15 protein-coding genes are annotated in these 15,725 nt (G+C 67.6%); 8 read left to right on the forward strand and 7 right to left on the reverse strand.

The genetic code is table 11. The annotated features are described in order from the left end of the window. Positions 1–37 precede the first annotated feature (37 nt). Genes ACOGXE_RS08965 through ACOGXE_RS08995 form a run of 7 tightly spaced genes read left to right on the forward strand, consistent with a single transcriptional unit; the run spans position 38 to position 7,585 of the window. Positions 38–1,786, forward strand: coding sequence for a cbb3-type cytochrome c oxidase subunit I (locus ACOGXE_RS08965; RefSeq protein WP_419930590.1), 1,749 nt, complete (start codon positions 38–40; stop codon positions 1,784–1,786). After that, positions 1,786–2,406 carry a cytochrome c oxidase subunit 3 gene (locus tag ACOGXE_RS08970; RefSeq protein WP_419930591.1) on the forward strand — a complete coding sequence of 207 codons (621 nt, stop codon included), beginning with the start codon at positions 1,786–1,788 and terminating at the stop codon, positions 2,404–2,406. The genes ACOGXE_RS08965 and ACOGXE_RS08970 overlap by 1 nt, the downstream gene beginning before the upstream one ends. Before the next feature lie 7 nt (positions 2,407–2,413). Then, the gene (locus ACOGXE_RS08975; protein WP_419930592.1) at positions 2,414–3,217 is read left to right on the forward strand and encodes a hypothetical protein; all 804 of its coding nucleotides are present in this window, start codon (positions 2,414–2,416) and stop codon (positions 3,215–3,217) included. Beyond that, positions 3,217–4,398 carry a cytochrome c oxidase subunit II gene (gene coxB, locus ACOGXE_RS08980; RefSeq protein WP_419930593.1) on the forward strand — a complete coding sequence of 394 codons (1,182 nt, stop codon included), beginning with the start codon at positions 3,217–3,219 and terminating at the stop codon, positions 4,396–4,398. Before ACOGXE_RS08975 ends, coxB begins: the two co-directional genes overlap by 1 nt. Before the next feature lie 13 nt (positions 4,399–4,411). Continuing rightward, positions 4,412–6,514 (forward strand): cytochrome c oxidase subunit 4, encoded by a 2,103-nt coding sequence (locus ACOGXE_RS08985; protein ID WP_419930594.1) that lies wholly within the window; start codon positions 4,412–4,414, stop codon positions 6,512–6,514. After that, positions 6,507–7,190: a cytochrome c oxidase subunit 3 gene (locus tag ACOGXE_RS08990; RefSeq protein ID WP_419863417.1), complete on the forward strand. Its 684-nt coding sequence runs from the start codon at positions 6,507–6,509 to the stop codon at positions 7,188–7,190. Before ACOGXE_RS08985 ends, ACOGXE_RS08990 begins: the two co-directional genes overlap by 8 nt. Positions 7,191–7,201: 11 nt before the next feature. Continuing rightward, positions 7,202–7,585, forward strand: coding sequence for a cytochrome C oxidase subunit IV family protein (locus ACOGXE_RS08995; RefSeq protein ID WP_419930595.1), 384 nt, complete (start codon positions 7,202–7,204; stop codon positions 7,583–7,585). 36 nt (positions 7,586–7,621) lie between these two features. On the opposite strand, the gene ACOGXE_RS09000 is transcribed toward ACOGXE_RS08995, so the two are convergent. Continuing rightward, positions 7,622–9,370, reverse strand: a complete 1,749-nt coding sequence (locus ACOGXE_RS09000) for a UGSC family (seleno)protein (protein WP_419930596.1) — start codon at positions 9,368–9,370, stop codon at positions 7,622–7,624. Positions 9,371–9,402: 32 nt separating this feature from the next. Beyond that, the gene (locus ACOGXE_RS09005; protein WP_419930597.1) at positions 9,403–11,169 is read right to left on the reverse strand and encodes a uracil-xanthine permease family protein; all 1,767 of its coding nucleotides are present in this window, start codon (positions 11,167–11,169) and stop codon (positions 9,403–9,405) included. Positions 11,170–11,252: 83 nt separating this feature from the next. On the opposite strand from ACOGXE_RS09005, the gene serS reads away from it, so the two are divergent. Next, positions 11,253–12,506, forward strand: coding sequence for a serine--tRNA ligase (gene serS, locus ACOGXE_RS09010; protein ID WP_419930598.1), 1,254 nt, complete (start codon positions 11,253–11,255; stop codon positions 12,504–12,506). Positions 12,507–12,544: 38 nt separating this feature from the next. Here serS and ACOGXE_RS09015 read toward each other — a convergent pair whose 3' ends face one another. Genes ACOGXE_RS09015 through ACOGXE_RS09035 form a run of 5 tightly spaced genes read right to left on the reverse strand, consistent with a single transcriptional unit; the run spans position 12,545 to position 15,671 of the window. Continuing rightward, the gene (locus ACOGXE_RS09015) at positions 12,545–12,874 is read right to left on the reverse strand and encodes a CrcB family protein (RefSeq protein WP_419930599.1); all 330 of its coding nucleotides are present in this window, start codon (positions 12,872–12,874) and stop codon (positions 12,545–12,547) included. After that, positions 12,871–13,284: a fluoride efflux transporter FluC gene (locus ACOGXE_RS09020; RefSeq protein ID WP_419930600.1), complete on the reverse strand. Its 414-nt coding sequence runs from the start codon at positions 13,282–13,284 to the stop codon at positions 12,871–12,873. The genes ACOGXE_RS09015 and ACOGXE_RS09020 overlap by 4 nt, the downstream gene beginning before the upstream one ends. A gap of 10 nt (positions 13,285–13,294) precedes the next feature. Further along, positions 13,295–13,993, reverse strand: coding sequence for a poly-gamma-glutamate hydrolase family protein (locus tag ACOGXE_RS09025; protein ID WP_419930601.1), 699 nt, complete (start codon positions 13,991–13,993; stop codon positions 13,295–13,297). Positions 13,994–13,999: 6 nt separating this feature from the next. Next, a complete protein-coding gene (locus ACOGXE_RS09030) occupies positions 14,000–14,914 on the reverse strand; it encodes a cytochrome c biogenesis CcdA family protein (protein WP_419930602.1) in 915 nt (304 codons plus the stop codon). Positions 14,915–14,939: 25 nt separating this feature from the next. Continuing rightward, positions 14,940–15,671: a TlpA family protein disulfide reductase gene (locus ACOGXE_RS09035; protein ID WP_419930603.1), complete on the reverse strand. Its 732-nt coding sequence runs from the start codon at positions 15,669–15,671 to the stop codon at positions 14,940–14,942. Positions 15,672–15,725 lie beyond the last annotated feature (54 nt).

The following is a 15,725-nucleotide window of genomic DNA, read 5'->3' on the forward strand; positions in this document are numbered from 1 at the left end:
CGGCGCTGCCAGCCGAGTCCGGGAACCACTTCGCCGCATGACCGACGCCACTACCGAAGCAACGCATTCGGGAGGATCTGCCGGGACCACTCCGGCGGAAGACCCGACGGCGTTCGGTTGGCTCAACACTGCTGACCACAAGCGCATCGGCCGGCTGTTCATCGCCTGCTCGCTGCTGTTCGCCCTCGCCGGCGCGGTTGCCGATCTGCTGGTGCGCTTCGACTTGGCCTCGTCCGACGGGCACACCGTCCTGGGCGCCGACTCATTCGTGCAGGTCTTCACGTTCACCCGGGATGCCTTGGTGTTCGGCATGCTCATCCCCCTGTTCCTGGGCATCGCCATCTATGTGGTGCCGCTGCAGGTGGGCGCTCCGAACGTGGCCTTCGGGCGGGCCGCTGCGCTGTCGTTCTGGGGCTGGCTGGTATCAGCCGGCGTGCTCGTCGGGGCGTACATCGCCAACGGCGGCCCGGGCGGCGGTTTCTCCGACGGGGTCGACCTGCACCTGCTGGCCCTGGCGGGGCTCGTGATATCGCTGCTCACCGGAGCGATCTGCGTTGCCGTCACCACGCTCACCATGCGTGCACCGGGCATGTACATGGACCGCACGCCCCCGTTCGCCTGGTCGGCGCTCGTCACGGCTTCGATGCTGGTGGTCAGCCTCGGCGTGGTGCTCGGCCAGATCGTCGTTCTGTACATCGAGCACCGCTACGGCCCCCGCTTTCTGGGCGGTAACTACGGCATCTGGCCGCGCATCGATTGGATGTACCGCACGCCGCAGCTGTTCATCTACGTAGTGCCGGTGCTCGGCGTGGTCGCCGAGATCATGCTGGCCGCCGCCCGCCGCTGGGTCTTCGAACCGATCGCGCTGTACTTCACCATGGGTCTGGTCGGCCTGTTCGGCTTCGGCGCCTGGGCCAACTTCGGCATCACCATGGACGACATCAGCCCGGAGGGCAGCGACATCGTCGACGGCCTCGAGGGCATCGTGCTGGTGGGCCTGTATGCGGGGGCCCTCGCAGGAGTCTCAGGATTGCTGGCGCTGCTGGGCTTCACCGTCTGGCAGAGCCGCAGGTGGCCGCGCCCGACCACGGCAGTGCTGGCTGCATTCGCCGCCGGAACACTGGTCGCCGCCGCCGCGCTGATCGGCCTGATCGGCGCCGGCGTGGACTGGCTGCAGATTGCAGGACGCGGTGTCGACGGGAATACGCCGTTGCGATTCAGCACCTGGGTCACGGGCCAGCAGAGCCTGCTGATCTACGGCGCAGGACTGCTGGGCGCGCTGGCTGCGCTGCACTGGTGGGCGCCCAAGATCTGGGGCCGACGACTGTCCGAGCTTGCCGGACTGGGCAGCTTGCTGGCGATCGGCGGGGGAGCGCTGCTGGCCTGGCTGGGCCCGACGCTGTCAGGTGCGTTCACTGAGCAGCCGCAGTTCGTGTACGGCGAGCCGCTGCTGACCAGTCGCTACATCGGCCAGGTCGATGACACGGGCGCCTCCGTCGCCGAAGGGCTCTCGATACTCGGCGCTGTCGGCGTCGTCATCGTGCTGGCCGGCGTGGCGCTCGTGGTGCTGAACTTGGTCGTCTGCGTTGTCATGAGCAAAGGCGCCGAGGCCGAGGCCGACCCGTGGGGCGGTTTGACGCCGGAATGGCTGCTGCCCTCGCCGCCCCCGCTCGGTCCGGCCGAAGCCCTGCCAGAGCTCACGTCAGGAACGCCGTTGCTCGGTGAGAACGGGCTCAACGGCAACGGGGCCGCGGTCGAACGCGACGCGCAAGAGGTGCCGGCCTGATGACGGACACGACGAGCGCCGTCGAAGCCCAGCAGCCGGGCCGTTACACCGTCCCCGGCCCCCCGCCGCGCCCCCGCAGCCAGCTGGTCGGCACCGGGTTTGCCATAGCGGCCGGCGCCATGGCGGTCGCGGGGGCGCTGGGCCACTACATGGCACGTCGGCACGCATCGGGCATCGACCCCGGCCACGATTGGCTCGCCGGCCATTCAGTGCCGAATCCGCAGCTCGTCTATGCGCTCATCACCCTGCTGGTCTCGGTGGTCACAGCGCACTGGGCCGTGTGGGCCAGCGGCCGCGGCGAGCGCGGCCACACCTGGGTGGGCATGGCGCTCACCTTGGTGATGGGACTGGCCTTCTTCAACATGGTGATGTTCAGCCTGAACCGCATGGAGATCGAGATCGGTTCGGGCGAATGGGCCACCTTGGCGTTCGCCGTCACCGGACTCTCGCTGGCCATCCTGATCGTGGGCATGTTCTACCTGGGGTTGATGACGCTTCGTTCGCTGGGCGGCGGTGTGGGCCGCGATCGCTCGACGCCGCTGGGCGCAGCGGTGTTCTTCTGGGACTTCGCCGTGCTTGCGTGGGCCGCCACCTGGTACGTCGTGTACGTGGTGAAGTAGGGGATCGATGGTCGGCATCGCCAGCAGGTACTTCGCCGGACGCATCGCGCTGGCTGCCGCGGCCGCCGTGGTGGTCGGCGTGCTCACCGGCATGGACGGCACCGGTCACGTGGTCATGTACGCCACGATCGTGCTGGGCGTCGCCGCCGGGGCATTCGCCCTGCTGTTCGCGCTTGCGCTCACCGTGGGCGACGGAGACTCGCTCGACCGGGAGCACTCGCACGAGCACCGGCCGGCACCGGCGTACTGGCCGATCATGGCTGCGGTCGGCATGGGCGTGCTCATGGTGGGCTTGGTGACCGACTCGCTGCTCACCATCGCGGGCGTGGCGTTGCTGCTGATCTCCGCGATCGAGTGGACCATGAGCGCCTGGGCCGAGCACCTGTCCACTGATGCGGCGTCGAATGCAGTCGAGCGCGCACGCCTGCTGCGGCCCTTCGAGATCTCGCTCTACGGAGCGCTGGGCATCGCCATACCGGTAGTGCTCGCGTCTCGCATCTTCCTGACCGTCAGCAAGACGGCGGCAAGCTATGCGGCCATCGTGATCGCAGCGGTGATCCTGGCGTTCGCCTTCCTGGTGTACGCCAAGCCGCAGCTGCGACGCGCCGTCACCGCGTCGATGCTGGTGCTGGGCGGTGTCGCGCTCATCGTCGCCGGCATCACCTCGGCCGTCATCGGCGAGCGCGAGTTCCACCATGTCGGCCACGCCGAGGCCGGCGACCACAGCGAAACTGGCGGACAGGCAGGGACTGGCGATCACGGCAGCGGCGAATCGAGCGGGATGAGCGAATCGGACGGAGGCCACGAGTGATGGGCACCGGCCTCGTTCGACGCTGGCGTCTGATCGCGCTGACGTTGCTGGCCGCGATGGCGGCGGGCTGTGCCACCGGTCGTCTCGACGCCACCAAGCCGGTGGGCCAGGAGGCTCAGGACATCGACGGCCTGATGCGCCTGTCGGGCTGGATGGCGGTGGGTGTCGGCATCTTCGTGGCGGCGGCGGTCACCACGATCATCGTGAAGTTCCGGGCCAAGCCCACCGACGACCCCGACGACCTGCCGCCGCAGATTCACGGCAACCGCAAGGCCGAGCTGACCTGGACGATCATCCCCACGGCCATGCTCGTGTTCCTCACGATCTACACACTCCCCGAGGTGTTTGCTCTCGCCAGGGAGGGCGACGGCCAGACGATCAAAGTCGAGGGCCAGCAGTGGTGGTGGCAGTTCAGCTACGACCTCGACGATGACGGCCACTACGACATCGTCACGGCCAACGACCTGGTCATCCCGACCGGCGAAGAGGTCAACCTCGAGATTCACTCCAACGACGTCATCCACTCGTTCTGGATCCCCCAGCTGAACGGCAAGAAGGACGCCGTGCCCGGCCGGATCCACGAGTGGCTGATCAGCTCCGACGAGCCGGGCATCTTCTACGGCGAGTGCGTGGAGTTCTGCGGGCTGAGCCACGCCAACATGCAGATGCGGACCATCGTGCTCACGCCCGCCGATTTCGAGCGCTGGAAGCAGGAACAGCTGGCCGGGCAGGAAGCAGCCGAGAAGGCGCCCGACGAGGGATCGCCCGAATCGGCCGGCGCCACGCTGTTCGAGACCCACTGCATCAGCTGCCACGTCGTCGACGGCCCCTACGAGAGCGCGGCCGGGGGCAACGCGAACCTCCTGGCGGGCATCGCGCCGAATCTCACCAACCTGATGAGCCGCACCGCCTTTGCCGGCGCGCTCTACGAGACCTACCAGATCGGGCCCGACGGGGAATACCTGCGCAATCCCGACGGAAGTCTCAAGCTCAACCTTGCCGAACTGCGTGAGTGGGTGCGCAACGCCCCCGACATGAAGCCGGCTCGTGCCGACAACCAGCAGGGCATGCTGGATTTCTCCGAGGTGCTGACCGATCAAGACCTCGACAACCTGATGGCCTACTTGCAGACCCTTGGCAGCGAGCCGGTGCTGCCCGCGACGAACGCCGGCGCAGGCTGAGGAGGACGACCCGATGGCAATCGTCACCGATCGACCAGACAGCGCTGACTCTCCCGACGGCGCCGGACCGGGCACTGAGCTGGAGGTGGCCGAGCCGGACTCGCACGCAGACGATTCACCGCGTACCGGCGTCTTCGCCCGTCCTACGCACGCAACCGGCTGGCGCGAGTGGCTCTTCACGGTGGACCACAAGAAGATCGGGATCATGTACGGCGCCCTCGCGCTGTTCTGGTTCCTGATCGGCGGCCTCGAGATCGGGCTGGTGCGCCTGCAGCTGTGGGCGCCTGACGGCGAGGTGATCAGCGCCGACTTCTACAACCAGCTGTTCACCATGCACGGCGTCACCATGGTCTTCCTGGTGATCATGCCGCTGGCGAACGCGTTCGCGAACTATCTCGTGCCGTTGCAGATAGGCGCCAGGGACGTGGCCTTCCCGCGCATGAACGCGCTGGGCCTCTGGATCTTCTTCTTCGGCGGCATCTTCCTGAATCTCAGCTGGTTCCTGGGCGGCGGCGCCGACGGCGGCTGGTTCGCCTATGCGCCCAACACCGGCATGGCCTACAGCCCTGGCCACGGCATGGACTTCTACGCCCTGGGCCTGCAGATTGCCGGCATCGCCTCGCTGCTGGGTGCCATCAACCTGCTGGTGACCATCATCAACATGCGCTGCCCGGGCATGAGCCTGCTGCGCATGCCGGTGTTCACCTGGATGATCCTGGTGGTGCAGTTCCTGCTGGTGTTCGCCCTGCCGGTCATCACGGTGGCGCTGATCCTGTTGACGTTCGATCGAACCTTCGATGCCAACTTCTTCAATGTCGACGCGGGTGCCGATGCCCTGCTCTGGCAGCACCTGTTCTGGATATTCGGTCATCCGGAGGTCTACATCCTGATCCTGCCGGCATTCGGCGTGGTGTCCGAGACGCTGCCGGTGTTCAGCCGCAAGCCGCTGTTCGGCTACCCGATCGTGGTGCTGTCGGGTGCGGCCATCGGCTTCATGGGATGGGGCGTGTGGGCGCACCACATGTTCACCTCGGGCATGGGGCCGGTCTCGGTGGCGGCGTTCTCGGCGACCACCATGTTCATCGCGGTGCCGACGGGCGTGAAGATCCTGAACTGGATCGCGACCATGTGGGCGGGCAAGGTCCGCTTCACCGTGCCGATGATGTTCTCGGTGTCGCTCGTAGCCATGTTCACGATCGGCGGTTTGTCTGGCGTCATGCATGCGATCGCGCCCGCCGACACCCAGCAGACCGACACGTACTTCATCGTGGCGCACTTCCACTACGTGCTCGTGGGTGGCGCGCTCATGGGCATGTTCGCCGGCCTGTACTACTGGTGGCCCAAGGCGTTCGGCTACCACCTCAACGAGCGGCTGGGCCGCTGGCACTTCTGGCTGATGCTGCTGGGCTTCAACGTCACGTTCGGGCCGATGCACATCGTGGGCCTGCAGGGCATGGCCCGGCGCCACAGCGTCTATGGGGAATTCGACGGGTTCGAGTTCTGGAACAAGATCGCCACCATCGGCTACTTCTTCATGCTCATTGCCATGGTGATCCTGGCCGTCAACATCTTCCGCACGTGGGGTCGCTACCGCCGGGGCTTGGAGCCGGCGGCCGGAGCCGACCCGTGGGACGGCCGCACGCTGGAATGGGCCATTCCCTCGCCGGTGCCCGAGCACAACTTCGACTACGTGCCGGTGGTGAGCGATGTCGACGACTTCTGGCACAAGAAATACCAGCCCGACGAGACCGGCAAGCTGCGACGGATTGCCTACGGCAACGACATCGCCCAGATCGGCGATCAGCACCCGCACCTGCCGTCGCCGTCGTACTGGCCGATCGTGCTGGCGATGGGCATGCCGCTCATCGGGTTCGGGCTGATCTACAACCTGTGGATCGCCGGCATCGGGCTGTTGTTGCTGGTCGGTTCCATGTTCGGTTGGACCCTCGAGCCGGCCACCGATCCCGATGCGGGTCACGGTCACGGCCACGACGGGCATGGCGACCACGACGATGATCATGGCGGCGGGCAACATGACGACAGCCCCGACGGCCATGATGACGGGAACGGCGTGCTGACCGCCAGCACCCCAAACGGGGAGGCCGCCGGTGACTGACACCCCCACGACCGGCAGCACAGCGGCAGCCGTCGAACCGGCCGAAGGCGACGAACCGCAGATCGCCTACCCGCGCACGGAGTGGGACGACTACGAGATCGTCCCGCCCACCACGAGCCTGTCCAACGAGAAGCTGACGATGTGGACCTTCCTGGGTTCGGATTGCCTGCTCTTCGGGGCGTTGATCTCGACCTACCTGTTGCTGCGCAACCGTCAACCGCTCTCGGGCGAAGGGTCGCTGAAAGCCGCCGATCTGTTCGACATCCCGTTCACCTCGGTGAGTTCGTTCGTGCTGTTGATGAGCTCGCTCACCATGGTGCTCGCGGTGTCGGCGATCGCCAGGGGCGAGATGGAGCGCTGCAAGCTGTGGCTGCTGACCACTGCAGCGCAGGGTGCCGTGTTCATCGCCGGTCAGGTGTACGAGTTCACGAGCTTCTACCGGGAAGGCCTCGGCTTCACCGTCAGCATCTCGTCGTCGGCCTTCTACACGTTGACCGGCTTCCACGGCGTCCACGTGTCGCTGGGCATCATCATGCTGGTCACGCTGTGGGCGATGATCAATCGAGGGATCATCGGTCCTGAGCGAGCAGAGACTGTCGAGATCATCGGCCTGTACTGGCACTTCGTCGACATCGTCTGGATCGTGATCTTCGCGGTCGTGTACCTGATCCCGTAGGAAGTGCAGCGATGAGCACCGCCACCGAAGCCGCATCCGAAGAGATCCACCCCTCCGACGAGGCTCACGACGACCATGACCACGGCCTGAGCGACTGGGGCTACATCAAGGTCGCACTGCTGCTGGCCGTGCTCACGGCGGCCGAAGTGCTGATCTACTTCTTCGATGACAGGGTCGGCCCGCTGGAAGTGCCGTTGCTGCTGATACTGATGGTCGTCAAGTTCGAGATCGTCGTGGCGTACTTCATGCACCTGCGCTTCGACAACAAGCTGTTCACGTGGATGTTCGTAGGAGGGCTGGTGCTCGCTATCGCGGTCTACGCGGCGATGGGCACCTCAATGCTGTTCTGGACCGACCCAGCCGGCTGCGATCTCAGTCCCGGCCTCAGCTGCTGATCGCTGAGCCGCCGCGACGCGCAGCGCCGCCGGCCGTCAGCTGCGGCCGAGGTGTTCGACCGCTGCGGCGGTGTAGTCGCCGTGGGGGCCGTCGTGGCTGAACACGTAGGCGTTGGTGCGGTTCGCGTCGCCTGCCACGGCGATGACGAACTTCGCCGGCTCTGAGACGATCGGCACCAGGCGGTCCGGGTCGTCCGATTCGGCAAACTGCGACGGCAAGTCGCCGGCCGCGACGACATCGGTGAGCCGGGGGCGGCCTGCTGCCAGGTTGGTCCACTCGCCGAGGAGCTTCTCGAAGCGCCACGCCGGGATGCGAGCGTGTTCGAACAGGGCCTCGGCCAGGTTTGCTTTGGTCCAGCCGGCTGCTGTGCAGGTGCGCGCCAGGATCGGTGACAGCACCAGCAGCGGCCGGTAGTGCATTCGGCCGAGGCCGTACAGGTGACCGAGGTCCCATCCGGTGATCCGCGCCAGGCCGTCGGCAAGGTACGGCACGATCTCGTCAGGGGTCGAGCCGAACACGCTGCCGACGATGGCCCCGCTGTTGAAGCGGGCCATGGTCAGCACGTCGTCGTCAGGGCCAAAGCCGAACTCGGCGCTGACGGGATCCCAGCCGATGTCGGCCAGCGTGGCTTGGTCCTCGCACAGCACCACGCGGAATGTGTTCCCGAAGGTGGACTTGTCGTGCTCGGCCGCGGTGAAGCCGAACACGTTGCGCTGGTAGAGCCGCAGCCAGCGGCCGACGCTGGTGTTGGCGCGCACGCCGTCGCGCAGTGCGCCGACACCGGAGTTGAAGCCGAGCGCTGCCGCATTCGGACCGTCCAGGATCATCAGGGCGTCGGCGCCGGTGGTGTTGCCCGAGTGCTCTGCGCCGTAGTGCGGGTCGGCAAGGATGCGCGCCGCGGCCAGCAGCACGCCCAGGTGTGCCGGCTCGCAGCCCGCCATGACGGCATTGGCGGCCACCGACCACACGGTCATGTTCCTGCCGGTGGTGCGGGCGAGGCCCAGCGATTGCTGGGGATCCAGGCCCGTGCCTGCCAGGAACCTCTCGACACGGTCCCGCGTCGGCGGCACGATCGGCAGCCCGTCGGACCAGCCCCGCTCGGCGAAGGCGTCGTTGATCTCGTCGACGGAACCGCTCATCGCTGTGCTGTATGGGCCCATCGCAGCCGGAGCGCGTCTATCTCGATTACCGAGCGCAGACGCTCCGTTCGTGCCGTTGCGTTCGGCGGATGCCCCGGTCAGACCCTCGACCACGGCATCCACAGTGTGATTGACGAAGTTGGCCGTCATCTCGGCAGCGGATTGGGCATCCACGTGGCCCACGGTGAGCGCCACCGGAAGCTGCTCGAAGCCGTACCCCCGTGCGGTGGCGGCGGCCTGGCCGTCGAAACTCTCGCACACGATCGAGACCGACGGCACCCCCGCGGTCTCCGCCGCTACGGCTGCCCGCGCCACGGCGGGCGTGCAGCTGCCTCAGCAACCCATGCCCGACACGACGGCGTCGACAGCCCGTGATCGCAGCGAGTCGGGCAGGCGGTCGATCACGGCGGCTTCGTCGCCGCCGTGGGTGTTGCCGAACGTCTCGTAGCCGACGAACGTCACCCCCTCGTAGCGGGCAGTGAGCTCGCGCTCGAGGATCGGGAACAATTCGTCGCCCCGGAACAGGTAGTCCCACAGGAATCCGATCCGCTTGCCGGCCAGCGTGTCGAGTCGCGGCGCCAGCTCCCGGTGCTCGATGCCCGACGGCGCTCCGGGCCACACGACGTCATAGGACGGTTCGGTCATCGGAGCATCCCCTCGCCACGCTGACCCGGTCCTCACGCCTCGGTGAGCATTCTGGGGTCGGGTACGTCAACGCGGACGGTCACGATATCCACCTCGTGATATTGCTGATGATGCACCGATGCGGCGTGATGCTGCAGCATTCGAAGCGACAGGTCGCGCTCGACCGGCCGTTCCACCCTGTGCGAATCCAGCACGGCGAGCCGGTCCTCGATGTTCTCCCCGCTCGCTGCGGCCACGAACTCGAGCAGGGCACTGCCGTCCTGCTTGCTCGCTGTCAACCGCAGAGTGCGACCTTCACCCGCACCCGCAGGCCGGTCGACGTCGATCAGCGTCAGCAACGCTTCCTCGGTTACTGCATCGAGACGGTCCGCCATCGCCCGGCTCCAGCCACTGCGGTCGGCGAAGCGACCTGAGAACACCCGAATCTGCGGCAATGACGATGCCGCCAGCTCGCAGCGGAGCCGCTGTGGACGCTTTTGGGTGATCTCGGTGAACAGCGTCAGGACAATCGCCGTCAGCCCGCCGGCGGTCATGCCGTTCTCGAGGAACCCGCCGGCAAAGTCTTCGAGGTAGTCCGGGAATATCACGCCGTTCTGGAAGCCCACGCCGATCCAGAACGAGAAGCCCGCAATCAGCCCCTTGCGGTAGTCGGTCGCGTCGGCGATGACGATCTGCATGCCGGTCACGAACAGCATCGCCAGCAGAATCGTTGCGTACGCCGCGACGACGGCGTCGGGCACTGCCATCACCGCCGCGAGTGCCTTTGGCACGAACGCCATCACGATGAACGCAGCGCCGATGGCCACGCCGACCCGTCGCGCCGCCACGCCGGTCAGCTCAGTGACCGAGATGCTCATCGAGTAGGTGGTGTTCGGCACCGTGCCGGCCAATCCCGACAGCAGGTTGCCGGTGCCGTCGGCGGCGACAGCACCCTGCACGGCCCGGTAGTCGACGGCCCGGGGCCGCCGCCAGGACACCCGCTGGATGGCCACCGAGTCGCCGATGGTCTCGATGGCGCCGATGAGGGTGGCGAACACGAAACCCGGCAGGAGGATCCAGAACTCCGATCCGAACGTGAAGTCGAAACCGGGCCAGCCGCCGTCCGGCAGTCCGATCCAGCCGGCGTCGGCGATCCGGTCGAAGTCATACAGCCCGAAGAATGCCGCGATGACTGATCCCACCACGATGCCGATCACCGGCGCCCACAGGCGGAGGCTGCCCCGGGCTTTCAGCGCGATCACCACAATGACGCCGACGGCCACGAGGGCGCTGACGGGCGCACTCGCCGCGGCAGCGCCTTCGGGCGAGGCAGCCACCATGTCGAAGATGAGCGGCATCACCGAGACTGCGATGAGCATCACCACGGTCCCGGCCACGGTCGGCGTGAACAGTCGCCGGAACAGCGACAGCTTCGCGGCCAGCAGGAACTGGAACAGCGACGAGGCCACGACCAAGGTGGCCAGGAGCCCCGGACCGCCGTCGGCGAGCGCCGTGACGCACACTGCGATGAACGCACCGGAGGTGCCCATCAGCAGCACGTAGCCCGCGCCGATGCGCCCGAACCGGACCGCTTGCAAGATGGTGCTGACGCCGCTGATGGCTGCGGCCGCGAACACCGCCCACGCCAAGTACGCGTCCGATCCGTCAGCGGCGCGGACGACGATGGCAGGTGTCAGCACGATGCCGGCGATGGCGAGGATCGCGAACTGCAGGCCCAGCCCGGCGGTGAGCGGCAGCGGCGGCGTGTCAGAGGCTTCGAAGCGGAGGTGCCGGTCGGGGGCCGGCGCGTGATCTGGCATCTGGCGATGCTTGCGGGCGCCGAGCGCGTGCGCAAGCACCGCCGATCCGGCGCGGGCCCGAGACGCCGGTAGCTTCACCCGGCGTGATCGATCTCCGCCGGCTTCGAGAGGACTCTGCCTATCGGGACGGGGCCGCCCGCAAGGGCACCGCGCAGGAGTTCATCGACGAGGTGCTCGCGGCCGACGAAGCATGGCGTTCGATCACCCACCAAGCTGAGCAGGCCCGGGCAGCACAGAACGCTGCGTCGCGTGAGATCGGACGCAGTGCCCCTGAGGACCGTCCGGCCAAGATCGCCGAGGCGGCTCGCCACAAGGAAGCGGTGGAACGGCTCGAGGCCGACGAGCGTGCTGCCACCGAGCGCCGCGCCGATCTGGCGCTGCAGATCCCGAACCCGGCCGCGGCTGACGTGCCTTCGGGAGGTGAGGAGCACTTCGAGACGGTGCGTGAGGTGGGAGAGCGGGGCGACCCGCCCGCCCACGACCATGCCGAGATCGGAGCGTTGACCGGTCTGGTCGACTCCGAGAGCGGGGCGCGCAACAGCGGCACCCGGTTCGCCTACATCAAAGGCGCCGCCGTGCGGCTGGAGTTTGCGTTGGTGCAGTGGACCATGGACGTGCTGGAGCGCAACGGCTTCCTGCCTGTCGTGCCGCCGGTGCTGGTGCGCGAGGAGATGATGGTCGAGGCTGGGTTCTTCCCTGCCGACCGTCATCAGGTGTATGAGATCGACGGCGACGACCTGTTCCTGATCGGCACGTCCGAGGTGGCGCTGGCGGGCCTGCACCGGGGCGAGCGCGTGGAGCGGGCCTCGCTGCCGCTGCGGTACGCGGGCTTCTCGTCGTGCTTCAGGCGCGAGGCCGGCACCCACGGCAAGGACACCCGCGGGATCTTTCGCGTCCACCAGTTCGACAAGGTGGAGATGTTCTCCTTCTGCGACTCCGATGCGAGCTGGGAGGAGCTGGAGGCTTTGCGGGCCATCCAGGAGGAGATCGTCAGCTCGCTCGATCTGCCGTACCGGGTCATCAACGTGGCGGCAGGCGACTTGGGCGCGGCGGCGGCCAAGAAGTACGACCTCGAGGTGTGGTTGCCGTCCGAGCGCGCCTACCGCGAGGTGACGTCGTGCTCGAACTACACCGACTACTCAGCCCGGCGCCTCGGCACACGCTGGATCGATGACGACGGCAGCGGGCTGGTGCACACGCTGAACGGCACTGCGTGCGCCATCGGCCGCACGCTCGTGTTCATCATGGAGAACCACCAGCGGTCCGACGGCTCCATCGCGGTGCCCGAAGTGCTCCATCCCTGGCTCAACTTCACCGAGATTCCCGCCCCTGCCTGACGAGCTCAGCGGGCAGCTGGTGAATCTGTGCCTGCGAGCTAAGCGAGGGCGAGGCCGGCGGTTGCGGCGGCGGTGGCGCCGGTGATCGTCAGGGAGATGTAGCCGAGCGCCAGCAGCGGGCTGGCTCGGGACAGCCGGATCGACTCGGGGAAAATCCCCGAGACGGTCGTGAGGGCGCCGAGGCCCGCAGTGCCCAGGATGGTTGCCGCGGCACCCGATGTGCTTGCGAGCAATCCGAGTGCGAAAGCACCGCAGATGTTGATCAGCAGCGTCCCGCCCGGACCGAGCGCGACGCTGACTCTCCAGCGCAGAATCGTGCCCGCCGCGGCTGCCACGCCAAATCCCACCGCCACTGCCAGCGTCGTCATGGCCGCCTCACGTTCGCGAGCACGACGAAGCGGCCCATGACGAACGCCGCAGTGCAGGCCGCAATCGTCAAAACGAGCCAAGCGCCTGCGGTTGCGACTTGGCCGTCGTCGAGGTGCCGTGCGAGCTGCAGCGCAAGCGCCGACATGCTGGTCAGCGCCCCGCAGAAACCGATCGTCAGCCCAACCGGGGGGCCGGCATCGCTGTGGCCAGCGCTGGGGGTGCCGGCCCGACGGGGCCTGCGGCGTCGGACTCGCTCGTGACGAGCGGTCGCCCAGCCGACCACGCCGCAGCCGACCGCGTTGGCGATGAGCAGCGCCCAGTTGCCGTCGAGGGGTGCGTCGATGCTCCAGCGGACAGCCGCACCGACGATTCCTGCTGCCGCAACCGTGGCTGCGACACGCAAGGACATCGCCGAAATCTCAGTCGGCGAGAGCAGGCTCGGGCACCAGCTCCGCGGCGGCTCCGTGCGGAACCTCCGAGGACGGCCAGGCCCGAGCTGCGGCCGCCAGACCTTCGATGAGCGCCTCGTGATGGGGTACCCGCCCGGGACCGCGGAATCCGGTCCACATCGGGCTCTTGCCGCGGATGCGCGGCGGCAGCTCGATCTGCACGCCGCCGCCGCGAGGCAGGTTGCACGGGTTGCGCGGGTGCTGGCCGGCCAGCGACTTGGGGATCTCGTCGAGCTGATGAAGGATCTCGTAGTGCGGCAACCGCCCGATCAGGTGCACCGCGAGATGTGCCGCGAGCGTCCGGTTGCGCCCGCCCAGCAGCACGGCTCGCAGCAACCGTGGGCTGCCGAAGCCGTGGACCGCCACCACGACGTCGACGTGGTCGAGGAACTCGCGCAGCACGGGCGAGTCGGCCGGATCGAAGCAGTGACTGGGCAGATGCCACTGATCGTCAGGGCCTTGCAGGCAGGCATACACCGAGGCGCCGCTGCGTTCGGCCGCCGTCGAGGCGATGTCGTCGGTGACCTCCTCGAGCCAGCCTCCGTGAAACGCCATGAAGCCGAAGCGCGAGCGGAGTTGCAGCACCTCGGTCACGCCCGGCCGTCCGAGCAGCTCGGCAAAGGGCCGCTCGGCGTCAAGCAGCGTGCGGTCCTTCAGGTGCAGTGCCACAGCGGCTTAGTTCAGCACCCCAGCGGCAGTGTCTGCTTGGTCCGGATCTGACAGCTCGCCGTCATCGCCCGCAGAGGCCGCCTCGCTGCGGCGACCCGTCGCCAGCATCGCCATGAGTCCGATGGCGAGCACGATGCTCATGATGAGCCCGAGTCGCACGCCGCCGACCGAGGCCACCCAGTTGCTCAGGCTGCTGCTCCAGCGTTCGACAGTCACCACCAGTCCGTCGCCGCCGCGGTCGGTCAGGTCGATGAACCAGTACCAGATGGTGAACGCACCCGCCGCGATCAAGAGCACCGCTGCAATGGTGTCGGTGTGCCGCATGAGCACCCGCAGCTTGCTCAGCAGCCAGCCGCGCGCCAGCGCCAAGCTGACCGCCAGCGACGTGAGCACCATGCCCATGCCCAGCGCGTACAGCACGAACGACACGATGCCGCCGACGAAGCTGTCGTCGCCTGCCGAGGCCGTGACCACGACGAGGAACGTCGCCAGCCCGCACGACACCGACGCGATGGCGTAGCTGACGCCGAACAGGAACAGCGAGCGCACATCGCGGCCGCCCGCCCCGCGCTCGAACTTCGGCAGGTACGCCGTCAGGCGGAACCCGGCGAGAATCGCGACGCCGAGCGCGATGAGTCCCGCACCGATGACGATGGCCGCCCACGGCACGTAGTCGCGCAGGGCGCTGAGACCCGCCGATAACGCAATACCGACAATGCCGAACACCACCACGATGCCAGTGGTGACGACGGCGCCGGTGGCGAGTGCCCGCCCGACGCCGGCGCGCGAGCTGCCCTCGGCCGCACGGCGGTCGATTCCCAGGAAGAACGACAGATAAGCGGGCAGCATGGCAAAGCCGCACGGGTTGATCGTTGCCACGATGCCCGCGGTGAAGGCGAAGGTGAGTCGAGCGCCGTTCATATGCCGCTGTGTCCTTTCTTCGGGCCTACAGCCCGAAGTGCTCCTCTGCTCGGGTGGTGATGTCGTCGAGGGTGAGCAGACCGCTGTGCGTTTCCAGGATCTCGCCTTGGGGGGACACGAACACCGTGGTGGGCATGCCCAGCCCGCCGAAGTCGATGAACAGCTCACCCTCGTCGAGCCCGGTGGGGTAGGTCACACCGCGGTCAGCCACCGTAGCAATGGCGTCTTCCAGCCGATCGTTGGCTGCCAGTCCCAGCACCGCCACCTGCGAGCCATGGGTGTTCCAGAAGCGTTCGAAGTCGGGCATCTCGGTGACGCAGGGCACACACCATGACGCGAAGAAGTTCACGATGAGCGGGCAGCCCTCATACCCGGCGAATGCTGCGGGCAGCTCTTCGAGCGTCACGAATCCCAGTGCGTGCACACCGGTGAGGCCCGGATCCACGTCGTGCTCGACGGGATCGATGTCATTGCACGCCGGCGGCGCTTCCGACGCTGTGACCGTCTCCGAGACCGAGCCGGTCGCGGCAGGCGCAATTCCCTCGGAGCTGCCTGGGCTGTCCGGGCCGGTCCCGGCTGCGGAATCGCCGCCCTCAACCTCGGCTTCCATCGCCACCAGCGAGGTCATGGCGGGCCGACCGCCGCCTGCCAACAGGAACACCGTCGCACCGAGTGCGTAGAGGCCGAGCAGGGCGAACAGGCCGCCGCGCCAGCCCCTGAGCTGTGCCCGCCAGCGTGCGCCGCCCGGTGATTCCATGCAGGGGCGAGGCTACTTGCGCTCTGCCGGGCGGCTGATTCAGGCTGCGAGCGG

The organism is Candidatus Poriferisodalis sp., assembly GCF_965208555.1.
Lineage (GTDB): Bacteria > Actinomycetota > Acidimicrobiia > Acidimicrobiales > Poriferisodalaceae > Poriferisodalis.